Below are 26,859 nucleotides of genomic sequence, written 5' to 3'. Positions count from 1 at the left end.
CTTGAGCGACAACTTCTTTATCTTACCAAACTCATTGCCTGTTGTCAAGAACTTTTTTATTTTTCTTTGCTAATTTCTTTTCGCTTTCCCTTGCGAGTCAGCTTAACCATATTAGCATCTTTTGTGTGGTTTTGTCAAGACATTTTGTAAAGTTTTTTTACATTTCTTTCTATATTCTTAACTTATCCGACACATTGCTTCTCTTTTCTCCAAAAAGAGAAACAAACGGAGAAGGAGGGATTTGAACCCTCGCGCCGCTACTAACGACCTACTCCCTTTCCAGGGGAGCCCCTTCGGCCAGCTTGGGTACTTCTCCAAAACGTTCGCTATTTAATATACACGAAATCCCCGTCCTTGTCCAGTACTTTTTTCACTTTTCTCAAACATTTTTTTCTCCCCAAATATACAGTACTCTTTCTACATTTTAAGTACTATATGTTGTGTGCTTTCTTCATGATATAGCTGCAGTCGCAAAACCTCCTTCAGAGAAACTTATATAGAAATTTTCTCTGGAATTTTCATAAAAAAAGTGATAAAGCTTTCTGCATAAGCTTTATCACTTTTTCTTTTAAACGGAGAGGGTGGGATTCGAACCCACGCGCCCTTGCGGACAAACGGTTTTCAAGACCGCCTCGTTATGACCACTTCGATACCTCTCCTGATATAGTCCACTCACACAGAACATATTCCTCTCTGTGCGACGTGGATTATTCTACCATAATCACCGTCACTGTGTCAAGGGTTTTCTTGATAAAAACACTTTCGCCACTTCCAGATCTTCCGGTGTCGTGATCTTGATATTTTCATAGGAGCCACAGACCAGTTTTACCGGATACTGCAGCATCTGCTCTACCACCATAGCGTCGTCCGTCACCTGGATATGTGTTTTATGTGAAAGAAGCTCATACGCCTCCTTTAATAAAGCGGCGTCAAATACCTGTGGAGTCTGCACAAGCCATACAAATTCCCTCTTTGGAGTTTCTTTGACGAATTCTTCTTCGTCTGCCAGCTTGATCGTATCTTTCACCGGCATTCCTACCACACACGCTTTACACACGCATACTGCCTCATATGCACGCTCTATCATGGCAGTATCCACAAATGGACGCGCTCCATCGTGCACAAACACGTACCCCTCGCCTTCGATTTCACTTAATCCTTTCCAGACAGAGTGATAGCGCTCTGCACCTCCCGGAATGATTCGCCGCACTTTTTGGATCCCGTATTTTTCTACGATTTCCTTACGACAATATTCTTCTTCTCCTTTGCCTACAACGAGAACGATCTCATCTATATAAGGAGAAAGATCAAATACATGAAGCGAATAGTAGAGGATCGGGCGTCCCTCCAACAATACATACTGCTTACGTACCTTTGTTCCCATACGTCTGCCCTGTCCTGCCGCAAGGACAATGGCTGTACACTTTTTCTTTTCCATACTCCTATCGCTCTCCCAATTTTAAATTCGGTACCGCATTTAAATCCCAGCCATGTCTCGTCCCTGCAAGGTATTCATAGTACGCCGCAGCTCCGATCATAGCTGCATTATCCGTACACAATATAGGAGACGGATAGTAAAACTGGATCTTTCTCTCTTGGCATGCCGCTTCCATCCCGGCACGCAGCGCACTGTTAGACGCCACTCCTCCTGCGATCGCAAACTTGTAGATACCAAATTCTTCTGCCGCGCGCATCGCTTTTTCTACCAATACATCCACCACCGCTTTTTGAAAAGACGCGGCAATATCTGCCGGATCATAAGTTTCACCTTTCATCTTACAGCCATTGATATAGTTGAGGACAGAAGATTTCAACCCGCTGAAGCTAAAATCATAGGGCGCGTCTTCCATATGAGCCTTTGGGAAACGTATCGCCGCCGGATCGCCTTCCTTGGCAAGCCGATCGATCTTGGGACCGCCCGGATATCCTAATCCGATCGCGCGCGCCACTTTGTCATAGGCTTCCCCTGCCGCGTCATCCCTTGTCCTTCCCAATATCTCATATACGCCATAGTCTTTTACCTTCACAAGATGTGTGTGTCCTCCTGATACGACCAGACAGAAAAAAGGAGGTTCTAACTCCGGATGCTCGATGTAATTTGCAGAAATATGTCCTTCTATATGATGCACACCCACAAGCGGAAGGTTCCTTGCATAGGCGATTGCCTTTGCTTCAGCCACACCAACCAGCAGAGCGCCCACAAGCCCCGGACCATACGTCACCCCCACTGCGTCTATATCATCCAGTGTTACCTCCGCCTCTTTCAATGCTTCTTCTACCACCTGATTGATCTTTTCAATATGCTTTCTGGATGCAATCTCTGGTACTACGCCGCCATATAATTTATGCAGATCGATCTGCGATGAAATGACATTAGAAAGCACTTCTCTGCCATTATGCACGACAGCTGCTGCCGTCTCATCGCAGGAACTTTCAATCGCCAGTATGTTCATATCTTTGATTTCTTTCATAAAAAGCCTCTCTTCTCTCCCGGCTGCACAAACTCCTTTTTGCCGGTTCTCCTCTATGAAAAAGTTAATTCCGTTGACATCCTGTCTTTTCCGGCTTTAGCCGCCGGAAATATCCTTCGAACCTCATCCATATATTCTTCCGGACGAGTCAAAGAAGGACTGTAATGTGTCAGCCACATTTCTTTCACCTGTGCATCTTTAGCTATCTGCGCCGCCTCATAGAACGTCATATGCTTATACTCTACAGCCTTCGACGCCTTCTCTTTCTCTCCATACATTCCTTCGCAGATAAACAGATCCGCCCCTTTCGCATTCTCACGGATAGAGTTCGTAGGACGGGTATCTGTCGTATACGTCAGCTTGATCCCTTTGCGTGCAGGCCCAAGCACCATGTCCGGCGTCAATCTTCCTTCTGCCGTTTCTACCGTTTCTCCCTTTTGCAGGATACTCCAGTATTTTTGCTCGATTCCCTGTGCTCTTGCCCTCTCTACATCAAATTTTCCCGCACGGTCTATTTCCATTGTATATCCGTAACACACAACATTATGATTTACACGAAAGGCTTTCAATCTGTATCCATTTAACGCAAATGTCTGCTCTGCCCCTTCGATTTCCCGAAAAATAATAGGAAACGGCAGTTCCGGCGCTATAACACGCAGCGCGTTTACAACACGTTCCAGTCCTTTAGGTCCTATCAATGTCAGGGGTTCCCGCCGATCTGCATTTCCCATTGTCAAAAGCAGACCCGGCAGACCACTTATATGATCTCCATGGAAGTGCGTAAAACAGATCACATCAATAGGTTTGAAACTCCATCCCTTTTCCTTGATCGCGATCTGCGTTCCCTCTCCGCAGTCTATCAGCAGACTGCTTCCATTGAATCTCGTCATCAGCGCTGTCAGCCAGCGATATGGGAGCGGCATCATACCGCCGCTTCCAAGCAAACATACATCTAACATATCATCCCTCTGTTTCCACCGGTATCTGGAAGGTACGGACCCATTCATCATAACAAGATTCGCATAGATCAAACGTATGTTTTTCCCCATCTTTGTTTGAAAAATATCCCCACATATGATCGACGCTAAATACGCCTTCCTCCGTTCTTCCATTTATGACCGGAATTTCTTTTCCACATTTATTACAAATAATCTTTTTGATTTCTTTTGTCTCTTTTACCTGATACTGGCGCATATAGTCTCCTCCTGTGCAAAACAGATCTTCTACTTGCTACGCCTATATTATAACGATACTGCGCCTCATTTCCTACTGGGAAGTGCTTCCTTATACTCCACAAGATTTCCATTCTGTCTCTACCAATAGGCGATTTCTCTGCTCATCAATACAGCGTCCTCGGATGGTTTCTCGTAAAATGCTTTTCTCTCTCCATCACGGACAAAGCCCTGTGCTTTATAAAATGTCTGTGCCGCCTCATTGCTCTGCCTTACATCCAGCATCAGCTTACCTATTTTCCTGGATTTACAAATACGCTCCAATTCCTTCATCATCTGGTGCGCTACCCCTTGCCGCTGCTTCTCCTTTGTCACAGCGATCTTTGCGATCTCTCCTTCACCTGCGGCAAAATATACAAACATATAACCAATTAATTTTTCTGCCTTTACAGCAGCCAAACAGATCGTATTCGAATTTTTAATCGTCTCTATGATCCCCTTTTCACTCCAGCCATCCGAAAACAGCTGGTGTTCCATATCAGACACCGCTGCGGCGTCTTCTTCTTTCAGTTCTCTCACGAACAATTTTTCCTGACTTTCCCGTAAGGCGCGCTCTCGCTCCGCCTGAGATACACGCAGATAATCCGGTCTGTGTTCTCTGGCAGATTCGTATTTTCCCGCTTTATAGTAAACGATTCCCAGGGCGCCCAATACAGCCGCCCTCTGCCGATTCATATAGGAGGGCGCAAAAGAGTATGGCACTTTTAATCCCTCTTTCAGCAAAGACGCATAGACAGGCACACCGTCACCAAGAAATACCACCGGACGTCCATATCGATTCAGCCGCCCGATCAATTCCTCCACCGAAATCGCCATCTGCATCTTCATAACCTGAAAGACCGGTCTTACCAAATTTTCTCCTTCTATCTCCCCGGCTTTTCTGGAAAATGTATACATCCCCGTATAGACCTGCTTTCTCCTGGCATCCATAAGAGGGCAGATAATATCTGTACATCCGTATACATTATAGGCGAGCGCATCCACCGTAGGCACAGAGATCAATGGTTTATCAAGAGCAAGCCCCAATCCTTTCGCCGTCGCGGAACCTATCCTTAATCCCGTAAAGGAACCTGGTCCGCCCGCCACGGCAATTGCGTCGATCTCCTTTAGATCCATTTCTACCATTTTCACAATTTCATCTATCATCGGCAGCAATGTCTGTGAATGTGTCTTCTTATAGTTCACCGTATATTCCGCAATCGTCTGCTCCTCATCTACGACAGCAGCCGCCGCCGTCAGCCCGGAACTGTCAATCGCTAATACTTTCATGGCTTCCTCTCCTTTTCACTTTGCAGGATAAAATGGGGTCAGTACCTGTCTGACCCCTTCCATACACTGCTCTATTTCTTTTCGTTTATTTCTTCTATAGTAATCTTCCTGTATGAGAATCCTTGCTCCAGATCCTTCTCGATCGTTATTTCCGTACGGGGTATGGGAAGAATCTCTTCTATAAGATTTGCCCATTCGATCAGGGATACACCGTCCCCCATGACATACTCTTCAAATCCTATTTCATCCATCTCCTCAACATCCCCGATCCGGTATACATCAAAATGATAGAATGGTATTCTCCCTTCTTCATATACCTGTACAATGGTAAAAGTCGGACTGCTCACAGGTTCCTCGATACCCAGACCTTTGGCCAGGCCTTTTGTAAAGACCGTCTTTCCAACGCCCAAATCTCCCATCAAGGTAAAGACCTGTCCCGGATGTGCCTTTTCTCCCATTCGTCTGCCAACCGAAAACGTCTCTTCAGGACTTTTTGTCTCCAGTATCATTTCATCCCCCTGTTCTTTTAATGGTGGAACAGACGGATTCCAGTAAACGCCATTGCCATCTGGTATTTATCGCATGCGGCAATCACATGATCATCTCTGACAGATCCGCCCGGCTGCGCAATATATTTTACGCCGCTTTTGTGTGCCCGCTCAATATTATCTCCAAATGGGAAAAACGCGTCCGAGCCGAGCGCCACGTCTGCCATCTTATCAAGCCATGCTCTTTTTTCTTCTCTCGTAAATACTGCCGGTTTTTCTTCGAATGTATTTTCCCACACACCGTCTGCAAGAATATCCATATATTCTTCACCAATATATAAGTCAATCGCATTGTCTCTGTCCGCGCGCCCGATCCCTGACTTAAATTTAAGTCCAAGTACCTGCGGACTCTGTCTAAGCCACCAATTATCTGCTTTCTGCCCTGCCAGACGTGTACAGTGGATCCGGGACTGCTGCCCTGCTCCGATCCCGATCGCCTGTCCCCCCTTCACATAACATACAGAGTTCGACTGAGTATATTTCAAAGTGATCATAGCGACCGCCAGATCGCGCTTTGCATCCTCCGGGATTTCCTTATTATCTGTCACTACATCAGAGAAGAAATCTTTATCGATATGCAGTTCATTTCTGCCCTGCTCAAAAGTAATGCCAAATACTTCCTTATGTTCCAATACTTCCGGCACATATGTTTCGTCTATCTGAATGATGTTGTAATTGCCTTTTTTCTTCTGCTGTAAGAGTTCCAGCGCCTCTGGTTCATATCCCGGTGCGATCACACCATCAGATACTTCTCTTTTGATCAGTTTTGCCGTATCCACGTCACACACATCGGAAAGGGCAATGAAATCTCCAAAAGAAGACATTCTGTCAGCACCGCGCGCACGTGCATAAGCGCAGGCAAGAGGAGAAAGTTCTCCCAGATCGTCTACCCAATAGATTTTAGCCAGTGTCTCCGTCAGCGGGATACCAACTGCCGCTCCCGCCGGCGATACATGCTTAAAGGAAGTGGCTGCCGGAAGCCCTGTTGCCTTTTTCAGCTCGCTGACCAACTGCCAGCCATTGAACGCATCTAGGAAATTGATATACCCCGGACGCCCGCAAAGTACCTGGATCGGCAGTTCACTTCCGTCCTTCATATAGATCCGGGACGGTTTTTGATTCGGGTTACATCCATATTTTAATTCTAATTCTTTCATATGACCGTGCGCTCCTTTACTTATTCTTATTTATGATCTTTGTCTCGTATTTTCCTGTTTCAATATCGATATAGCGTACAAACAGAGAAACCTTATTTTCTTCATTCAGACTATTCCACAAAAGATCTGTGAATACTTCTATATCTTCCTCAATAGATACCAGCTTCGGTTCTCCTTCAAAACTTGGCAGTGGATCTCCATCACACTGATAAGTATGAATAAAATGCCCTTCTCCCGCCATTGGATTCTCATAGGCAAACGTATATCTGTTGCAGCTCTCACTGCTTCCGTTATTGCTTTTCAAAATAGACATTGCATAGTTGTATGTTCCATTCTCTACATGCAGGATCCCGGATATACGCGGCGTAAAGTTCGGAGCATCCGGCTCGAATTCGCGGCTGCGTAATGTCTGTTCAAATGTCATCTGCTTGTCCATGCCTTCATATATCGTATCTGTCTGATCTCCGTTGGTCACAATTGTTTTATTCCCCAGCACTCGTACAGGAGCATAAATGATCAGGCTTGGATCTGTCAATTTTGATTCGTCATACGCCTGTGTCCGTATCCCTTCTCCTTCTTCTACAAAAATGCGATTCCGGCTGTTCACACTGCGTCCCATGATAAAATACGCGGCAACCGCTTTTTTTCCATCCTTACTCTTTCCGATAATGATGCCTCTCCCCGGGTAAGAATTTTCCCGAAGTTCCTGCTCGATTGATAACATCTTCATATTTGCGCTTCTCCTTTGCTTCTCGCCGCCTCAAGAAGGCGGGAATCATCTCTCATCTGCTATTATACATTTGTGCACCCGCAAGTTCAATACGGATTCTAGTTTTTCATAATAAGGAATACCTTGCTGATACGATTGTCTTTCATTTTTTCTACTGTAAAGACCAAGTTTTCTTCTTCTATCACCGTCTTATCTTCTTTTGCCGGAATATATCCCAGACGCTCGATCAGATATCCCGAAAGTGTATCATAATTCTCGGTCTCCAGCTTCAGCTGTAATTCTTCATTTAAATCTTCTATCAATATGCTTCCGTCAAGACGGTACGTACACGCATCCAGCCTTTCGATCTCCGGCTCTACCTCTTCATATTCTTCATTAATATCGCCCATGATCTCTTCCACCAAATCTTCTACTGTTACGATTCCTGAAAAGCCTCCATACTCATCTACAAGTACTGCCATATGGCGCCTGGATTCCTGCATCTGACGGAACAACTCCGCCGCATACTTTGTCTCCGGTACGAAAAATGGTTTGTGGAGCATACTGCGGACATCCATTTGCTCCAGACTCCTTTTGCGCATTTCGATCATAACATCCTTCACATGCAGGATCCCGATGATATTATCAATATTTTCTTCATACACAGGAATTCTTGTATGTCTCGTCTCCAAAATTTCATCCAATATATATTCCAGCGGTTCTTCTATATTGAGCGTATATACCTCTCTTCTGGGAACCATAATCTCTCTTGCCGTTCTGTCGTCAAAAGCAAAGACCGAATCGATCATTTCACGTTCTTCATCATCAAACGTCCCTGTCTCATTTCCCATTTTTAAAAGCGTTCGAATTTCTTCTTCCGTCACTGCTTCTTCTTGATCTTCTGTCTTCATGCGCAGCAGTTTCAATACACATTTTGTCGATACAGAAAGCAACTTGATAAATGGGGAAAGTACGATCGATATATAGTGTATTGGCATGACCGTCAGCATACAAAAAGCTTCTGCCTTCTGCAGGGCAATCCTCTTAGGTACTAATTCTCCAAAGACCAGATTGAAAAACATCAGCACCAGCGTCAGTCCGTTTCTTGCGATAGAGCCGCTGTAAGGGATCTGATACTGCGCCAGCCATCCGGCAACATAAGGCGCCAGCCCCGCTGCCGCCGAAGCACTGGAATAGAAGCCGGCAAAGGTGATCGCGACCTGGATAGTCGACAGAAACTTCGTGGAATCTTCAAATAGGCTTTCCACCACTTTCGCCTTCTTATTGCCTGATTCGGCAAGTGCACGTATCCGATTCTTGTTTACCGATACAACGGCCATCTCTGCTCCGGCGAAATAAGCATTCATCAATGTGAAAAAGAGCAGCAGCAATAAAGTTGAAATAATCGAGTTTCCCGCAGGGTCTGCATCCATAAAAAATAACTCCTCCTAAATCTAAGACAGTTTCTGCCGTTCTTAACTGCAAAAACACTGTATCACGGCAGGTATCCTGTCTTCTGCAAAATATTTTTAGAAGGAGTATATCATGTACATATATTTTTCGCAAGAAGCAGATTTGATTTCCATTTTCTATTTTTTGCTCTGTTCCTGCTTTATATCTTTTTGCCTTTGAATAAATTCCGGTATATCTTCTTTTGGAATCCCCAGTGAAAATGCGAATTCACTGAACAGCGCATGTTCTAAGAGCATCTGATATTTCTTATCCATACTCGTCATACTGCCTCGGCTCTTCGTCCTTTTGTACAACGTCTTAAGTACTCTTACCCAGCTCTCCGGCCGGTATCCAGAAATACAATTCTTATATTCCTGTTCTCTGTACTTTTCGTTTTGGATCCCCAATACTTCTATCTCATCCAGTCTTCCGATCAGCGCCAACGCCTCCTCTTTGCTGACCGGCTGTCTGATATTACTTACGTCATCCATAGGAACATACGCCTTATCTCTGGAATTGTCTACAGACTGCAGCGTATAATATTTTCGTTTCTTGTCCGCAAATGAAAAATTTAACGTTCCGATCTCTTCAATTTTATAGACTCCTCTGCATTTATACACAACCGCGTCTCCGGATTTGAGCATGCTTTGCCTCCTTTCTGCTCCTTCTGTCAGTATAAGTATAGCCAAAGAAAGACCGGTACAAATACTGTAACGGTCTTTTTCGATATTCTTACTATTTATTTTAACATCTTTCCGGATAGGAAGTAAGTTGTTTTACATTTTTTGCTGATTTTCGTCACTTCTGGACAATAAACATATACCGTGTTTTGCACAGTATGCACAAAACACGGTATAGAAAATTAAGCTGTCGCTTCGTTCTTCTTTTCAGTCAGTCTTTTAATGCCCTGCAGAGCAACGATCACACCAAGGATCAGAAGCAGTACAGCAAAGATAAGCTGCAGTGTATTGCCGAAGTCTAACTGTCCTGCGATAAGCAGTCCGCCCAGTTTATAGATCGTCATACCAAGTGCCGTAAATGTAACTGCCATCATGAACAGCATAGGAAGCCAGAGCATAACGCCCTGCCGTTTTGTTTTCTTTAAGAATACGGCACATGCTACCAGAGCCAGCACAGACAACAACTGGTTCGCGGAACCAAACAGCGGCCATATATTCTGGTATCCTACCTTGGCGAGCAGATATGCCAGAACAAGTGTGATAACAGTCGCAAAATATTTGTTTGTCATCAACTTTAAAAATGGACTCATATTATTTTCGTCTACATCATCATCCAGCCAGAACTCCTGGAAAGAGAGTCTACCCACACGTGCAACAGAATCCAAAGATGTCAGCGCAAAAGCGGAAACTGCCAGGTTGATCAATGTAAACACCAACTCATATGGCAGTCCTATAGCTGTCAAGAAGTTGGCGATCGCCCCTGCAAAAATCTGCGGCTGTGTCGTCAAGCCCTGTGCTGCCGCCTCGCCAGACGCAAAGGATGCGACTGCGATCAGAGCGATCACAGCAAGCATACTCTCCATCAGCATAGCGCCAAAGGATACCGGCAGCATATTCTTCTCGTTCTTGATCTGTTTAGAAGCAGTACCGGAAGATACCAGTGAATGGAAACCGGATACCGCTCCGCAGGCGATCGTTACAAAAAGGATCGGGAACAAATATTGTCCGTCTACGTTAAAGCTTGTAAATGCAGCTAGATTACATTTCGGATTTGCTACAAATACACCCACGATTGCGGCCAAAATCATAAAGATCAGCAGATAACTGTTCAGATAATCACGCGGCTGAAGCAGCGCCCATACTGGCACAACAGATGCGATCAGTATGTAAATAAAAATGATGATATGCCATGTACTCTGGCTGATATAAATCGGGAAATTTAATCCCAGGGCAACTGCCCCTACGAGCAGAGCGATCGCGATCGCTGTGTTTACCCATTTATTCAATTTACCGTATTTCAGCAGCATACCGAGCGCAACTGCTTCTACGATAAAGATCATAGATGTCATTGCGACAGCGCCATTCGCTGTGATATTGCCCAATACATTTCCTGTCTCCGGATCCACTGAAAATCCGTTGAACGTGCCTGCCACGACATCTGCAAATGCGGCAACAACCAAGATACAGAACAGCCAGCAGAATAACAAGAATAATTTCTTTCCTGTTTTTCCAATATATTCTTCAATAATGTAACCGATCGTACGTCCTTTATTCTTGACAGAAGCATACATAGCCGCAAAATCCTGGACAGCACCAAAGAATACGCCTCCGATCAAGATCCATAACAGTACCGGGAGCCATCCAAAGATTGCTGCCTGGATAGGTCCATTGATCGGGCCTGCACCCGCGATCGACGCAAACTGATGTCCAAATACAACATTAGTATCTGCCGGTACATAGTCTACCCCATCCTCCATCTCATATGCCGGTGTCTTGGCATTTGGGTCAATCCCCCATTTGTTCTGAAGATATCGCCCATAGATCAGATATGCTCCAATGAGCACAACAAGGGCAATGATCATCATAAGTATTCCACTCATTTTTCTTCCTTCTTTCTTCCTTGTATTTCACACAGTCAATGCAGGGTCCCCGTTTTTTATTGCATAGGAAGCCTATATAATAAAAAAACTCTGTAATCTCCTGACAGGAAATTACAGAGACGAAATTTTACTCCGCGGTACCACTCTGTTTGCCATAATTACTTTTATAGCCGCTCACCTGCTGTCATCCAAAACAGCGTCTCCTTTAACGGCGAGAAACCGTCCCTTCTTACTGCAATTACGTTCAGAGGGATGCTCCCGGGTGATGCATCACAGACTCTTCACACCGCTTTCCACCCGCCAGCGGCTCTCTGTACTGAAAACATCTGCACTGCCTGTCCCATTCACTGCATTTTTCGTGTTCTATTATGTTTTATCACTTTACATTGAAAAAGTCAATATTTTTTTTAGTGAAATTTAATAAAATATTTATATCTTCTCATTCAGGTCTTAACGCGCTCGCAGAACCTCCGGATAAGTATTGTAAATCTATGCACTTTTTCCTATAATAGGAACAAAAGAACAAATCAGGAGTATGGATACTTATGAAAAAGCAGTTCGTAAAAAATCTGGCAGTGACTTTTCTTTTGCTTGGTGCAGCAACCGCATTTGCCTTTCTTTTTTTCCACTTTGGTCATAAAAATTCAGCCAATATCGCATTGTTTTATATATTGGCGCTGATTTTGATCTCTCTGTATACAGACGGCTATTTCTATGGGATCACAGCCGCTTTATTCGGAGTCGTCGCTGTCAATTACTTTTTCTCATACCCGTATTTTAAAATCAATTTCACGCTGGACGGATATCCGGTCACTTTTATCGGCATGCTGGCAATTTCTTTGATCACCAGCGCCATCACTTCTTCTATGAAACGTCAAAAACATTTGATTGCTGAGCGGGAACGAAAGCTGATGGAAGCCGATAAAGAAAAACTGCGGGCCAATCTGCTGCGAGCCGTGTCTCACGATCTGCGCACGCCGCTCACCAGTATCATCGGTTCTTCTTCCTCTTATTTGGAGAATTACACAGATCTTTCGGAAGCAGAACGCACAGAACTCGTTTCGAATATAAAAGAAGATTCGGAGTGGCTCTTAAACATGGTAGAAAATCTGCTGACCGTCACTCGTATCTCAGGCAACACTGGAAAAGTCAAAAAATCTCTGGAAGTAGTAGAAGAAGTCGTATCTGAGGCAATCGTACGGCTCCAGAAGCGCCATCCTGATATGAAAGTCACAGTAACAATGCCAAATGATTTTCTCATGCTCCCCTTAGACGCCACACTGATCGAACAAGTTTTGATCAACCTTCTGGAAAATTCTTATATACATTCCAAAAGTAAAGAACCGTCTGATCTGATCATCATAGAAAATCCAGACTCTGTTACTTTTACTATCCGCGACTATGGGATCGGACTGGATGAAGCACAGCTGCCTTTTATTTTTGAAGGCCAGTATTCCTCTGATGCCTCCGACGGACATAAGGGCATCGGAATCGGACTCTCGATCTGCAAAACGATCGTGCAGGCACATGATGGTCATATTGCCGCCGCAAACCATGGACATGGCGCAGAATTTTCATTTACTCTGCCCAAAGAAAAGGAGGAAAATAATGCTGCATAAATTTTCAATCTTGATCATAGAAGACGAAAAGAATATCCAGACTTTCATGGGGAAAATATTAAAACGCCATGACTATCGCGTTTTCTGCGCTGATACCGGTCGTGACGGGCTGGACCTCATCCGTTCGCAGTGTCCCGATATAATTCTGTTGGATCTAGGACTTCCTGATATAAGTGGAAATACGATCATCCAAGAAGTACGTACCTGGACCAGTACTCCTATTATCGTCATTTCTGCCAGAAATGCAGAACGTGAAAAAGTCGCTGCTCTCGACCAGGGTGCGGACGACTATATCACAAAACCCTTTGGCACTTCTGAATTATTGGCGCGTATCCGCGCCTCACTCCGCCACAGTAACCGCATGAACACAGATAATCCTCTGTACATCCGTCCATACTCCCATAAGGGAATGAGACTCGATTTTGCCCGTCGGCTGATCACCATAGACGGCAAAGAAGTACACTTAACTCCTATTGAATATAAAATCGTCTCTTATCTGGCACAAAATTCCGGCAAGGTCATCACATATGCATCTATCCTGTCTAATGTATGGGGACCTTTTGCTGACGATGACAATAAGATCCTGCGTGTAAATATGGCAAATATCCGCCGTAAGATCGAATCAGATCCTGCACAGCCAAAATATATATTCACAGAAGTAGGCGTAGGATACAGGATGGCAGAAGATGAGGAAGAATAATATCTCCCCTGCCTTTTTATGTTAAAATACTGCTAAGAACTCCTCTTTTTTCTTTTCATATAGATAGGCGCCCTTTATAATAACGTTTAGAAATTTTAAACGTCAAAGGAGTGTACATCATATGAATATCGGTTTATTGTTACTTATGATCATCGGAGGCTCTGTGGGAGTATTTTCATCCCTGTTTATTCTTATTAGTCTTCCTGTTATGATCATCCAGAAAGTTTACCGGAAAATTCGTTATGGTTATGCCCTGACGGATTAAAAATTTCACCTTAATAATTTTATCCTTCAATATAATGGCGCAGGTCCCTTCCTTCTGACCCGCGCCATTTTGTATTTTTATGCTTCTTTTTATCTCCTCTAACTGATGTCCAGCATCTCACATACCACTCTTGCCAGCAGCGTTCTGCACATGATAACTGGTTTCCCCGTAATCTCTTTCACCAGTTTCTTTGATCTTTCAGTATATCCGATGCAGTCCATCACAACCAAGTCGGCATCAATATCTTTGACCGCGTTAGCCGCATCGATCACTTCCTGTATATCCCCATATGGATTGGCTGCTACGGGATGCAGTGTCTTGACCACACTGCCCCACTGATCATATGCCTGCTGGATCTGTTCTTTATCGGGAGTTATCAGGATGATCTTGGAGCGTGGACTTAATCCCTTTGCCACTCCATTTAACAGTCCTGACGGATAGATCAACGGTACATGCGCCTTAAAGACATCCGGAAATGTACCTCCGCAGAAAAACATGATCAATTCCACGCCTTCTGCCTCCAGCTTTTCGATACATCCCTGCAGGCGCTCCAAGATAAAGCTTTCTCCAAATTTCGCATAGGAACCGTCATTTAATCTGGAAACAAGTACATAATCATCCTCTTTCGGCTTCATCTGCTCGATTTCTTCCCGCGTAAGTCCATCCAGCGCTCCTGCCTCAAGCAGTTCTACATCTTCCCCAAATATTGGCAGAATATCCGGTGTTACATCCACCCTTGGCGACTGTCCGATCGTGACTCCTCCTATTTTCATAATTTTTTACCCTCCTTCTATTTTTTATCTGCTATATCCGCAGATTTAATCCCTTTTACAGATTTCGAACTCTCTGCCCCTATTCTATCACAACTTTCATCTATTAGATATGCATTTATATTTAAAAAATATGCCTTATTTTTTGTGCATTTTGCATAAAATTTCTGTAAAATAAAAAACATCCGGAAACCGGAAGTATTTCTCCCCCGGTTCCCAGATATTTTTCCAGTACAAAACAGAATCTTTCTATTTTATTTTGTATTGTACGTCCAGCCTGTACGATTCATCTCTTCGATCGCGTCTGCCACTAACCCGACTAAAATATCCAGCATCTGATTACCTTTTTCAATAGAAGCCTTTGTCGGATCTCCCGTAGCGCCTGTTTTTGTAATTTCCTTGATGTCCCAGATAATATCTGTCGTCTTATTCACATCGATTACCTTCTCCGGAACCTGACTCTCCGCATATTCCAGATTTACTAATTCCGGACGTACTGCCATCATGATAGATGTCTCGCCTTCTCCACCATGTCCAAGTCCATTCCACACTTCAAACCTGTCTCCCATGATCGGTCCCACCTTATTCCACCATGCAGGCATATACAGGAATTTGGCATCTTTATGACGATCCTTTACATTATGTGCCGCGATTTCCAATGCTGGGATATTTCCATCATGGCCATTTAAAATATAGATATGTTTGATCCCGTTATGTATCAAGCTTTCAAATATATCTTCTGCAATAGCGATCTCTGTATCATACCGCAGTGTAACGGACATCGGATACTGATTATAATGGATGGAAGTACCAAACGGAACTGCCGGAACGACCACTACATTATCCAGCTTTTCAGCTACTCTTTTCGCCACTTCTGTAGGGACAAAATAATCCGGTCCCAGACAGCAGTGCCAGCCATGGCTCTCACAGGAACCAAAGCAGGTGATCGCCGTCACATCCTCTGCGTGCTCTAACATTGCCTTTACCTCACGCGCGCTCATCTCATTTAAAAATACTTTTTTCATGTCTATATCCTCCTTTATATGATTTTACTTTTTCGGCAAATATGTTAACGTCATGCGTCCCGTCATTTTTTATACTTCTTTTACCAATTCCTGGTCTGCCTTTTTATCTGGCATGAATCTGTAGATGACAAAATAGATGATAACAGAAACAATCAGCGCAAACAGTCCTGACGGTAAGTTATACGGAAGAGGTGTCACATACTGGAAATAATACCCCAATCCTGCGCCTATTACAAAAGAGATCACACCTGCCCAACGCCATTTTGGCTGTTTATGCAGCAGTTTCGCATCATATTTCTTTTTCCCGATCAGATAATAATCTGCAAGGATCGGCGCGCATAGCGGAGGAGCCATTGCTCCTAAAGTATTGATAAAGTTGGCAAAGAAAATCTGATAGAAACCGATCGCTCCAAGAATCGTTCCCAAAATACCACAGACAGCAACCAAGATCTTTCTGTTTACCTTCACACCTACCGCATCCAGGATTGGTCCTGTATACAAAGAGTTGCAGTATAGTTCACTGTTGTCTGTCGTCCACAGAGACGTGGTCCATGTAAATACGGCAACAAGTGCAAGAATTACACTAAAGCCCATCATCCACGCAACATAGTTATATTGTCCGGCGCTTACACTTCCGATATATCCCACAATATTCAAAAGCGGATTCGTAAATACAAAGCATGCTGCCGCGCACCACCAGACTGCTTTCACACTTTTGTTGAAGCGGAACATATCTACTCCCATTACTGCTCCTGCTACCCAGCTACCTACGACCGCTGTGATTCCGGTTCCCAGTCCCAAGCCGTCCAGTTCGCTTGCCTTATTTATAAAACTGCTGACTCCGCCGCCTTCATTGATCATGCCGATTCCGGCAATGATCGCGACCAGAAGGATAAGCGGGCATACTACCTTCGCGATTTTTTCTATAGCACTGATCCCTCGGATCGCACTGATCGTAAACACAACACCCCAGAATATTACAGCGATCAATACTTCCAATGTAATATCCGGTACTCCTTGATACCCCCAATCTGCAGGACTAAATACTGTAATACCACTTGGATTTCCTATAAATCCACCCCATATATCAGCAATCATTCCTACAATACTGGAGAACCATCCTAACGTCAAAAGTGCCATTACAGCCATGGGAATAATGAAGCCCTTACTCCCATATGAATATTTGGATATCAAAGACAGATTTAATCCGGTTTTATGGGCTGCAATTCCGAGAAGCGCTGTCATGATCAACAAGGAGCCTTCTCCCAATATAATTGCCAGGAGTGCATCCATAGGATTTAAGCCTGGCGCTCCCCCGTATCCTGCAAGTGTACCTCCGACAAACAATCCTGTTGCACAATAACCAAAACCGACCCATACCATGATCTGACTGTACGTGGACCTTCTCTTATCCATGGGAACTGGTTCCAGCATATACTCTGTGTCTACTACTTCCTCAACATTCACTTTCTTTTCTTGTTCCTGCATAAATTCCCTCCTTCTAGTCTTTGTCCCTTTTTACCCTAATGTTACTTCACCCGCATAATCTGTGTCGAATATTTCTCTGATCTTCTGCGGATCTTTTGTCTGCCCTAATGCCCACATCAGCTTTGTAACGATCGCCTCTGTCGTCATATCTCTTCCCGGTATGACGCCGCACTCCAAAAGCTTTTGTCCCACTTCATACATAGAAAAATCGCTTTTTTCGTACAGACATTGGCTGCATGCCACGATACTGATTCCATTTTCTACAAGTTTATGCAGCTTAGGAATTAAGTTTCTTCTTTCAAAATGTGTGCCTCCGGCTCCGAAAGCTTCAATTACAATGCCTCGATATTTCATATCCAGCAGCCGGTCAAATATTTCCGGATTCGTTCCGGGTATCAGTTTTAACAGAAATACATCTGTACAAAGTTCCTTTTTCAGACAGAATGGCTTCTGCTCTTTCGCTGGATGCATATCTTTTCTATACACATGCATACCGTCCGCATATACTTCTCCCACGTATGGCGCAGAAATACTTTCAAAAGCATTAAATCCCAATGTTCTAACCTTTACTGCCCTACATCCGTTTATAATTTTATCATCAAATGCAATCGCTACTCCTTTTATGTCCGTATTCACCGCAGCAAATGCGGCCTGTAGGTTTCGCTTTGCATCGGTAAACATTTTCTCGATCGGAATCTGTGCTCCGGTCAAGATAACCGGCTTATCCAGATTCTGGAGCATATAGCTGAGCGCAGAAGCTGTATATGCCATCGTATCTGTCCCATGTGTAATAATAATCCCATCATATAGAGCCAGATTCTCTGTAACAATTTCTGCGATATACTGCCATTCCTCAGGCTGTACATTTGAACTGTCTAGATTCAGGATATCCTGGCTGTCTACTTCAAAGCAGCCTTTTATTTCCGGCAGCATTTCTAAAATATCCTGGCATTTTATATCCGGAACTAGCCCTTGTTCTCCGTTTCGCGCTGCAATTGTCCCGCCTGTCGTAAGCAGCAGTACCTTTTTCATCATGCATTCCTCCCCTCTTCTTGTTTTGATATGCAGCGAAGATTTTGGAAACAGCCCAACATTTACTCCACGGAAACATATTTAAAAATTCTTTCCTTCTCTAAAATATAGTCTATATTCTACACCTCCCATCTCTCTTTCCACATATTGTTTCGCCTTCTCCACATCCCTTGCGCATAGAGCATCGATCAGCTTTAAATGCTCCTCCATAAGGCTTTTAGCTTTTGAACTTTTCCAGTCTTTCACCAGTACACGCCTTAGTTTATTCAATATGCTTTCAAGAGATGACATCAAATACGGATTTCTCGATAAATATGCAACAGACATATGAAACTGCATATTCATCTCACTATATTCCTGATATGTGCTTCCTTCAATTTTCGCGATCTGTTCTTTCGTATAGTCTTTCAAAAATTTCAGTTCCTCATCTGTAGCATATTGAATCGCCATCTCGGCAGAGGCTTTTTCCAGTACACCTCTAAACTGAAAAAGGCTTTGCAGCTCAGTGACAGATATTCCCTTCACCAGATACCCTTTATTTGGAATTTTCTCAAGAAATCCTTCCATGCATAGATAATTCAGAGCTTCTCTGGATGGTGTCTTACTAACACCAAATTTCTCCGATATTTCTGCCTCTGTGATCATATCATTTTCTTCATAGTTCCAATTGATAATATCATTCCTCAGCTCCTGGAGAACTCGCTCGGTCATAGACTGTCTCTTTGCCATTTCTTCCCTCCCTTATGATATATTTATAAAATCCTATTTATACATCAGTGATATATCACTAATGTATTTTTATTCTATATTACTCAATACATCTTTTATTGTCAATACTTTTTGTGTATTATATACAATTATTTTTTTCTATTTACAAGTATCCCCGAAAATATAGACATAAAAAACCGTTGTCTTAGATTTTTTAGAATTTTCACCCTTGACAACGGTTCTTATAAAATACTTATTTCTTTTATGAAATTCTCTTTATTCTGTCTCTTCTGCAGGCATCAATTCCTCTTCTAACTCCACTTCTTCCTCGAAACTGATGTCCTCTTCCTGCTCTAACTCTGTACTGAGTTTGACGTCACGGTATTTCTTCATACCTGTTCCGGCAGGAATGTGCTTACCAATGATGACATTTTCCTTTAAGCCTACCAGATGGTCAACTTTTCCTTTGATTGCCGCTTCTGTCAGGACTTTTGTCGTCTCCTGGAAAGAAGCTGCTGAAAGGAAGGAATCCGTGGCAAGAGATGCCTTTGTGATACCGAGCATGATCTGCTCTCCTGTAGCAGGCTCTTTGCCTTCGGCCTCCAGACGTTCATTTACCTCGTTAAACTCCAAGACATCTTCCATCATGCCTGGAAGGAAATCACTGTCGCCTTTTTCTTCTACACGCACTTTTTTCAGCATCTGGCGCACGATGACCTCAATGTGCTTGTCATTGATTTCAACTCCCTGCAGACGGTATACACGCTGTACTTCCTGGATCATGTAATCCTGCACTGCACGCAGGCCTTTGATCTTCAGAATATCATGCGGATTGACACTACCTTCTGTCAATTCGTCTCCGGCCTCTAACTCTGCTCCATCCTGAATCTTAATCCTGGAGCCATAAGGGATCAGATATGCCTTGGATTCGCCTGTCTCATCATTATTCACGATGATCTCACGCCGTTTCTTTGTATCGCTGATCGTTGCCTTTCCTGCAAATTCTGTAATGATTGCAAGACCCTTTGGCTTTCTCGCCTCGAAAAGTTCTTCGACACGAGGAAGACCCTGTGTGATATCATCACCGGCAACACCACCCGTGTGGAAAGTACGCATAGTAAGCTGTGTACCCGGCTCACCGATAGACTGCGCAGCAATGATACCAACTGCTTCTCCTACCTGTACCGCCTCTCCTGTCGCCATGTTAGCACCGTAACACTTAGAGCATACGCCGTCTTTACACTTACAGGTAAGGATCGTACGGATCTTTACTTTCTGGAGCGGCTCACCATTCTCGTCCACACCTTTTTTCATAACTCTCTCAGCACGTCTTGGTGTGATCATATGATTTGCTTTTACAAGTACATTTCCCTCTTTATCTTTAATATCCTCACAGGAGAAACGTCCGGTAATACGTTCCTGGAGACTTTCGATCTCTTCATTGCCATCCATGAAAGCTTTTACATACATACCTGGAATTTCTTTGCCCGGTTCTACACAATCGCTGTCATGTATGATCAGTTCCTGAGAAACATCCACAAGACGTCTTGTCAGGTAACCGGAATCGGCTGTACGCAGCGCCGTATCAGACAGACCTTTACGAGCACCATGCGCAGACATGAAATATTCCAGTACGTCCAGACCTTCACGGAAATTGGACTTGATCGGCAGCTCGATCGTACGTCCTGTCGTATCTGCCATCAGACCACGCATACCTGCAAGCTGTTTAATCTGCTTATCAGAACCACGGGCTCCGGAGTCTGCCATCATAAAGATATTATTATATTTATCCAAACCAGAAAGCAATGCTTCTGTCAGCTTATCATCCGTTGCTTTCCATGTTTCTACAACTTCTTTATAGCGTTCTTCCTCGGTGATCAGACCACGTTTGTAATTCTTCGTGATCCTGTCTACCGTATTCTGCGCTTCTTCGATCATCTGCGGTTTCTGCGGAGGTACAGTCATATCAGAGATAGATACCGTCATGGCCGCTCTCGTAGAAAACTTATATCCGATCGCTTTTACATCATCCAGCACTTCTGCCGTCTGTGTAGCTCCATGGGTATTGATAACTTTCTCCAGGATCTGCTTTAACTGCTTCTTTCCTACGTGGAAGTCTACTTCAAGCAACAATTCGTTGCCTTCAACTTCTCTGTCTACAAATCCCAGATCCTGCGGAATGATCTCATTGAATAAAAGCCGTCCCAAAGTCGCATCGATCGTACCAGACTTCAGCGTTCCATCCGGCATCTCCTTAGAAACACGTACTTTAATCTTGGAGTGCAAAGTAATATATCCATTCTCGTATGCAAGGATTGCTTCGCTGACGCTCTTGAAGAACATGCCTTCCCCTTTAGCGCCTGGTCTTTCCTGTGTCAGATAATAAATACCAAGTACCATATCCTGTGAAGGCACCGCCACCGGACCACCATCCGATGGTTTCAGCAGGTTGTTCGGTGAGAGAAGCAGGAAACGGCACTCTGCCTGTGCTTCCACGGACAGCGGTACGTGTACGGCCATCTGGTCTCCGTCAAAATCGGCATTGTACGCAGTACATACCAGCGGATGCAGCTTGATCGCCTTACCCTCTACCAGGATCGGTTCAAATGCCTGAATACCAAGTCTGTGCAGTGTGGGGGCACGGTTTAACATAACCGGATGCTCTTTGATCACTTCTTCCAGAACATCCCATACCTCCGGCTGAAGTCTCTCTACCATTTTTTTTGCATTTTTAATATTGTGTGCTGTTCCATTTGCTACTAGTTCTTTCATAACAAATGGTTTAAACAGCTCAATTGCCATTTCTTTAGGCAGACCGCACTGATAGATCTTCAGTTCCGGTCCTACGACGATAACCGAACGTCCGGAATAGTCAACACGTTTTCCGAGCAGATTCTGACGGAAACGTCCGGATTTCCCTTTCAGCATATCAGACAGAGACTTCAAAGCTCTGTTTCCAGGTCCTGTTACCGGACGGCCACGGCGTCCGTTATCGATCAGCGCATCTACCGCTTCCTGCAGCATACGCTTTTCGTTTCTTACGATAATATCCGGCGCTCCCAACTCTAACAATCTTTTCAGTCGGTTGTTCCGGTTGATGATCCTTCTGTACAGATCATTTAAATCAGAGGTTGCAAAACGTCCTCCGTCCAACTGTACCATAGGACGCAGATCCGGTGGGATGACCGGGATCGCAGTGAGGATCATCCATTCCGGTTTATTGCCGGATTCGCGGAAAGCCTCTACTACTTCGAGTCGTTTTACGATTCTTGCACGCTTTTGTCCCGTTGCATTTTCCAGTCCTGCCTGCAGTTCTTTATATTCTTTTTCCAGATCAATGGATTCCAGAAGTTCTTTTATCGCCTCTGCGCCCATTCCTACACGGAAGGAGCCGTATCCCCATTTTTCTTTCTGTTCCTGATATTCTGCCTCGGATAAGATCTGTTTGTACTGCAGATCTGTCTCCCCCTTATCCAATACGATATAAGACGCAAAATACAGTACTCTCTCCAGTGTCCTTGGCGATATATCTAAGATCAGTCCCATGCGGCTTGGAATTCCTTTAAAATACCAAATATGTGAGACCGGAGCCGCAAGGGCGATATGCCCCATACGTTCACGGCGTACACTTGCCTTAGTGACCTCAACGCCGCAGCGGTCACACACAACCCCTTTGTAGCGGATCTTTTTATATTTTCCACAATGGCATTCCCAGTCTTTGCTTGGTCCGAAAATACGTTCACAGAAAAGCCCGTCTTTTTCTGGTTTTAAGGTCCTGTAATTGATCGTTTCCGGTTTTGTAACCTCGCCTCTTGACCATTCCATGATTTTTTCCGGTGAAGCCAGCCCGATTTTGATTGCATCAAAAGTTAATGGTTGATACTGTTGTTCATTACTGTTTGGCATATGATCGGCTCCTCCTATTCTTCGTCATCCAGGTATTCGTCAAATTCCAGATTCAGTTCTTCCTCATCCGGTTCTTCTTCCGGTTCTACATCTTCGAGTTCTTCTCCGACAAATTCCTGTTCGGTGAATCCATGTGCGCCAAATGACTCATTTTCATCGCGATACTTTTTATCGCCTTCAATGATATGACGCAGATCTGTCTCACCATAATCTACAGTTTCCATAATTTCTACTTCTGTATTATCATCACGCAGCACACGTACATCCAAAGCAAGTGACTGCAGCTCTTTTAACAATACTTTGAAAGACTCTGGAACACCTGGTTCCGGAATATTCTCTCCCTTAATGATGGCTTCGTAAGTCTTGACACGGCCAACCACATCATCAGACTTCACAGTCAAGATCTCTTGCAGTGTATAGGATGCTCCATATGCTTCCAGCGCCCATACTTCCATCTCTCCGAACCGCTGTCCGCCGAACTGAGCCTTTCCGCCCAGAGGCTGCTGTGTTACCAGTGAGTAAGGACCTGTCGAACGTGCGTGGATCTTATCATCAACCAGATGATGCAGTTTCAGATAATGCATGTGTCCGATCGTAACCGGACTGTCAAAGAACTCTCCGGTACGTCCGTCGCGCAGGCGTACTTTTCCATCTCTGGACAACGGAACACCCTTCCATAATTTTCTGTGCTCTCTATTGTCAGAAAGATACTGCAATACTTCCGGAAGCAGCTCTTCTCCATGTTTCTTCTCAAATTCTTCCCATTCCAGATTGACATAATCATTTGCCAGATCCAGTGTATCCATAATATCTATCTCGTTCGCACCGTCGAATACAGGTGTAGAGATATTGAATCCCAGTGCTTTCGCCGCAAGACTTAGATGGATCTCCAATACCTGTCCGATATTCATACGTGACGGCACACCCAGAGGATTCAGAACAATATCAAGCGGACGTCCATTCGGAAGGAACGGCATATCCTCTACCGGAAGCACACGGGAAACAACACCCTTGTTTCCATGACGTCCCGCCATCTTATCTCCTACAGAGATCTTTCTCTTCTGCGCGATATAAATGCGAACTGCCTGATTTACGCCCGGAGACAGTTCATCCCCATTTTCTCTTGTAAATACCTTTGCGTCTACGACAATACCATATTCACCATGCGGTACTTTCAAAGAGGTATCTCTGACTTCTCTTGCCTTCTCACCGAAGATCGCACGCAGCAAGCGTTCTTCTGCCGTCAGTTCTGTCTCTCCCTTTGGAGTTACTTTCCCGACCAGAATATCCCCTGCACGCACTTCCGCACCTATACGTATGATTCCTCTCTCATCCAGGTCTTTGAGCGCATCATCGCCTACACCCGGAATATCTCTTGTGATCTCTTCCGGTCCCAGCTTTGTATCTCTTGCCTCTGCCTCATACTCTTCAATATGCACAGAAGTATAAACGTCATCCTGCACCAGTCTCTCACTGAGCAAAACTGCGTCCTCATAGTTGTAGCCTTCCCATGTCATAAAGCCGATCAATGGGTTCTTACCGAGCGCCATTTCTCCGTTTGCTGTAGACGGACCATCTGCGATAACCTGTCCTGCTTCTATCTGTTCGCCCTTTTCTACGATTGGTCTCTGATTGTAGCAGTTGCTCTGGTTACTTCTCAAAAATTTCGTCAGCTTATATGTTTTCTTTGTTCCATCCTCATGCCGTATAATGATTTCCTTAGAAGTAGAACGTTCTACTGTTCCTGCCTGCTCTGCGACAATACATACACCGGAGTCTACCGCTGCTTTTACTTCCATACCTGTCCCTACGACTGGTGCTTCCGTTGTCAAAAGGGGCACTGCCTGACGCTGCATGTTAGATCCCATCAAAGCGCGGTTCGCATCGTCATTTTCCAGGAAAGGAATCAATGCGGTAGCCACAGAAAATACCATCTTCGGAGACACATCCATGTAATCAAATTTGCTTTTCTCATACTCTTGTGTCTCTTCACGGTAACGACCGGATACATTCTTATTTATGAAATGTCCTTCTGCATCCAATGGCGTATTCGCCTGTGCAACATGGTAATTATCTTCTTCATCAGCTGTCATATAGACAACTTCTTCTGTCACGACCGGATTCTCCGGATCTGTCTTGTCGATCTTGCGGTATGGCGCCTCCACGAAACCGTATTCATTGATCCTTGCGTACGTAGCCAAAGAGTTGATCAGGCCGATATTCGGACCTTCCGGCGTCTCGATAGGACACATTCTTCCATAGTGGGAATAGTGTACGTCACGCACCTCGAATCCGGCACGATCCCTGGACAGACCACCCGGTCCCAATGCAGACAGACGTCTCTTATGTGTCAGCTCGCCGAGCGGGTTGTTCTGATCCATGAACTGTGACAGCTGGGAAGAACCAAAGAATTCTTTCACAGCCGCAGTAACCGGCTTAATATTGATCAATGACTGCGGAGAGATACCATCCTGATCCTGTGTTGTCATTCTTTCTCGGACAACTCTCTCTAATCTGGACAGACCGATTCTGTACTGATTCTGGAGCAGCTCTCCGACCGCACGGATACGGCGGTTTCCTAAATGGTCGATATCATCGTCATTTCCCATGCCGTATTCCAAATGGATATTATAGTTAATGGATGCAAGAATATCATCCTTTGTAATATGTTTCGGAATCAGATCATGTATATCCCGACGGATCAGACTTTTCAGTTCCTCGATGTCTCCTGCTGACTCCTCCAGTATTCCTGCAAGTACAGGATAATATACCTGTTCTGTCACGCCAACTTCTTTCGGATCGATGTCTACTACAGCCTGCAGATCCACCATCATATTGGATAAGATCTTAATATTACGGCTCTCATCTTCCCCTTCTACCCAAAGATACGGAGCAGCACAGTTCTGGATCGCATCCGCGATCTCCCGGGTGATCTTTGTCCCCTTTTCAGCTACTACTTCCCCGGTTATCTGACTCACCACATCCTCTGCAAGGATACAACCATTTACACGGTTCTTCAGCAGCAATTTTTTATTAAATTTATAACGGCCCACTTTTGCCAGGTCATATCTTCTTGGATCAAAGAACATACTTGTGATCAGGCTTTCCGCGCTGTCCACCGCGAGCGGCTCACCCGGACGGATCTTTTTATATAACTCTAGCAGACCCTCCTGATAGTTTTCTGCCGTATCTTTTCCAAAGCTGGCAAGGATCTTAGGCTCTTCCCCGAATAATTCCAGAATTTCTGCATTCGTACCGATTCCCAGAGCACGGATGAGTACTGTGATGGGGACTTTTCTTGTTCTGTCTACACGTACATAAAAAACGTCATTGGAGTCTGTCTCATATTCAAGCCATGCGCCGCGGTTTGGGATCACAGTCGCTGAATACAGCTCTTTCCCAAGCTTATCATGAGCGATCCCATAATATATCCCCGGTGAACGTACAAGCTGGCTTACGATAACACGTTCTGCGCCATTGATCACAAACGTACCTGTCTTTGTCATCAACGGCAAATCTCCCATAAAGATCTCGTGTTCGTTTATCTCATCATTTTCCTTGTTGTAAAGCCGCACTCTCACCTTTAAAGGCGCCGCATACGTTGCATCACGCTCTTTGCACTCTTCGATCGTGTACTTTACGTCATCCTCACAGAGCGTAAAATCCACAAATTCCAGGCTTAAATGGCCGCTGTAATCAGCAATTGGGGAAATATCATCAAAAACCTCTTTTAACCCTTCATCCAGAAACCACTGATAAGAATCTTTCTGGACTTCGATCAAATTCGGCATCTCTAATACTTCTTTTTGTCTGGAATAGCTCATGCGAAAACTTTTTCCATTTGTGATGGGACGAATTCTGTTTTTCTCCATTGACGTTTCACTCCTCATTTATTATTTGCACTGCCGCCCGTTTTTTCCACAGAAACTCTTTCTCCGGACAACAGCA

General features: G+C 44.4%; 21 protein-coding genes, 2 tRNA genes and 1 other annotated feature. Of the genes, 3 read left to right on the top strand and 20 right to left on the bottom strand.

Going from position 1 to position 26,859, the window contains the following annotated elements; all coding sequences use genetic code 11:
• Nucleotides 1–226: 226 nt before the first annotated feature.
• From WKT01_RS08110 to WKT01_RS08050, 13 genes are all read right to left on the bottom strand, one after another.
• A tRNA-Ser gene (locus WKT01_RS08110) sits at nt 227–316 on the bottom strand.
• Nucleotides 317–573: 257 nt separating this feature from the next.
• A tRNA-Ser gene (locus WKT01_RS08105) sits at nt 574–659 on the bottom strand.
• A 68-nt stretch (nt 660–727) separates the two neighbouring features.
• The gene (gene ispD, locus WKT01_RS08100; RefSeq protein ID WP_059066512.1) at nt 728–1,438 is read right to left on the bottom strand and encodes a 2-C-methyl-D-erythritol 4-phosphate cytidylyltransferase; all 711 of its coding nucleotides are present in this window, start codon (nt 1,436–1,438) and stop codon (nt 728–730) included.
• A gap of 4 nt (nt 1,439–1,442) precedes the next feature.
• Nucleotides 1,443–2,471, bottom strand: coding sequence for a tRNA (adenosine(37)-N6)-threonylcarbamoyltransferase complex transferase subunit TsaD (gene tsaD / locus WKT01_RS08095; RefSeq protein ID WP_059066511.1), 1,029 nt, complete (start codon nt 2,469–2,471; stop codon nt 1,443–1,445).
• A 53-nt stretch (nt 2,472–2,524) separates the two neighbouring features.
• Nucleotides 2,525–3,430 (bottom strand): ribonuclease Z, encoded by a 906-nt coding sequence (locus WKT01_RS08090; RefSeq protein WP_059066510.1) that lies wholly within the window; start codon nt 3,428–3,430, stop codon nt 2,525–2,527.
• Between the two features lies 1 nt (nt 3,431).
• Entirely contained in the window at nt 3,432–3,665 is a 234-nt protein-coding gene (locus WKT01_RS08085) for a hypothetical protein (protein ID WP_059066509.1), read from the bottom strand.
• Between the two features lie 119 nt (nt 3,666–3,784).
• Entirely contained in the window at nt 3,785–4,972 is a 1,188-nt protein-coding gene (tsaB, locus tag WKT01_RS08080) for a tRNA (adenosine(37)-N6)-threonylcarbamoyltransferase complex dimerization subunit type 1 TsaB (protein WP_340311946.1), read from the bottom strand.
• Nucleotides 4,973–5,043: 71 nt separating this feature from the next.
• A complete protein-coding gene (gene tsaE, locus WKT01_RS08075; protein WP_059066507.1) occupies nt 5,044–5,481 on the bottom strand; it encodes a tRNA (adenosine(37)-N6)-threonylcarbamoyltransferase complex ATPase subunit type 1 TsaE in 438 nt (145 codons plus the stop codon).
• A gap of 17 nt (nt 5,482–5,498) precedes the next feature.
• Nucleotides 5,499–6,677 (bottom strand): phosphoribosylaminoimidazolecarboxamide formyltransferase, encoded by a 1,179-nt coding sequence (locus tag WKT01_RS08070; RefSeq protein WP_059066506.1) that lies wholly within the window; start codon nt 6,675–6,677, stop codon nt 5,499–5,501.
• A gap of 16 nt (nt 6,678–6,693) precedes the next feature.
• Nucleotides 6,694–7,407: an IMP cyclohydrolase gene (locus WKT01_RS08065; protein ID WP_059066505.1), complete on the bottom strand. Its 714-nt coding sequence runs from the start codon at nt 7,405–7,407 to the stop codon at nt 6,694–6,696.
• 98 nt (nt 7,408–7,505) lie between these two features.
• Nucleotides 7,506–8,819 carry a hemolysin family protein gene (locus WKT01_RS08060; protein WP_059066504.1) on the bottom strand — a complete coding sequence of 438 codons (1,314 nt, stop codon included), beginning with the start codon at nt 8,817–8,819 and terminating at the stop codon, nt 7,506–7,508.
• Between the two features lie 156 nt (nt 8,820–8,975).
• Nucleotides 8,976–9,482, bottom strand: a complete 507-nt coding sequence (locus WKT01_RS08055; RefSeq protein ID WP_059066503.1) for a CarD family transcriptional regulator — start codon at nt 9,480–9,482, stop codon at nt 8,976–8,978.
• Nucleotides 9,483–9,700: 218 nt separating this feature from the next.
• On the bottom strand, nt 9,701–11,398 hold the full coding sequence (locus WKT01_RS08050; RefSeq protein ID WP_059066502.1) for a carbon starvation CstA family protein: 1,698 nt from the start codon (nt 11,396–11,398) through the stop codon (nt 9,701–9,703).
• Nucleotides 11,399–11,510: 112 nt separating this feature from the next.
• Nucleotides 11,511–11,755: a binding site (T-box leader), on the bottom strand.
• A 188-nt stretch (nt 11,756–11,943) separates the two neighbouring features.
• Here WKT01_RS08050 and WKT01_RS08045 point away from each other — a divergent pair.
• The 3 genes from WKT01_RS08045 (at nt 11,944) to WKT01_RS08035 (ending at nt 13,982) form a co-directional block, all read left to right on the top strand.
• Nucleotides 11,944–13,017, top strand: coding sequence for a sensor histidine kinase (locus WKT01_RS08045; RefSeq protein WP_059066501.1), 1,074 nt, complete (start codon nt 11,944–11,946; stop codon nt 13,015–13,017).
• A complete protein-coding gene (locus tag WKT01_RS08040; protein ID WP_117974565.1) occupies nt 13,010–13,717 on the top strand; it encodes a response regulator in 708 nt (235 codons plus the stop codon). Before WKT01_RS08045 ends, WKT01_RS08040 begins: the two co-directional genes overlap by 8 nt.
• Before the next feature lie 121 nt (nt 13,718–13,838).
• On the top strand, nt 13,839–13,982 hold the full coding sequence (locus tag WKT01_RS08035) for a hypothetical protein (protein ID WP_162858204.1): 144 nt from the start codon (nt 13,839–13,841) through the stop codon (nt 13,980–13,982).
• 98 nt (nt 13,983–14,080) lie between these two features.
• Here WKT01_RS08035 and WKT01_RS08030 read toward each other — a convergent pair whose 3' ends face one another.
• From WKT01_RS08030 to rpoB, 7 genes are all read right to left on the bottom strand, one after another.
• Nucleotides 14,081–14,755, bottom strand: a complete 675-nt coding sequence (locus WKT01_RS08030) for an AroM family protein (RefSeq protein WP_059066500.1) — start codon at nt 14,753–14,755, stop codon at nt 14,081–14,083.
• A 251-nt stretch (nt 14,756–15,006) separates the two neighbouring features.
• Nucleotides 15,007–15,777 (bottom strand): creatininase family protein, encoded by a 771-nt coding sequence (locus WKT01_RS08025; RefSeq protein ID WP_059066499.1) that lies wholly within the window; start codon nt 15,775–15,777, stop codon nt 15,007–15,009.
• A gap of 69 nt (nt 15,778–15,846) precedes the next feature.
• Complete coding sequence (locus WKT01_RS08020) at nt 15,847–17,265, bottom strand: purine-cytosine permease family protein (RefSeq protein ID WP_059066498.1); 1,419 nt, start codon at nt 17,263–17,265, stop codon at nt 15,847–15,849.
• A 30-nt stretch (nt 17,266–17,295) separates the two neighbouring features.
• Entirely contained in the window at nt 17,296–18,300 is a 1,005-nt protein-coding gene (locus WKT01_RS08015; protein WP_330382126.1) for an asparaginase, read from the bottom strand.
• Between the two features lie 78 nt (nt 18,301–18,378).
• Nucleotides 18,379–19,026 (bottom strand): GntR family transcriptional regulator, encoded by a 648-nt coding sequence (locus WKT01_RS08010; protein WP_242866574.1) that lies wholly within the window; start codon nt 19,024–19,026, stop codon nt 18,379–18,381.
• Nucleotides 19,027–19,281: 255 nt separating this feature from the next.
• Nucleotides 19,282–22,911: a DNA-directed RNA polymerase subunit beta' gene (gene rpoC, locus WKT01_RS08005; RefSeq protein ID WP_059066496.1), complete on the bottom strand. Its 3,630-nt coding sequence runs from the start codon at nt 22,909–22,911 to the stop codon at nt 19,282–19,284.
• 14 nt (nt 22,912–22,925) lie between these two features.
• Entirely contained in the window at nt 22,926–26,783 is a 3,858-nt protein-coding gene (rpoB, locus tag WKT01_RS08000; RefSeq protein WP_059066495.1) for a DNA-directed RNA polymerase subunit beta, read from the bottom strand.
• Nucleotides 26,784–26,859: the final 76 nt, after the last annotated feature.

This window comes from Mediterraneibacter sp. ICN-202921 (assembly GCF_037890075.1).
GTDB classification, from domain to species: Bacteria; Bacillota; Clostridia; order Lachnospirales; family Lachnospiraceae; genus Mediterraneibacter; species Mediterraneibacter massiliensis.
The sequence above is the reverse complement of the archived record's forward strand: the minus strand, read 5'-3'. Positions and strand labels throughout refer to the sequence as shown.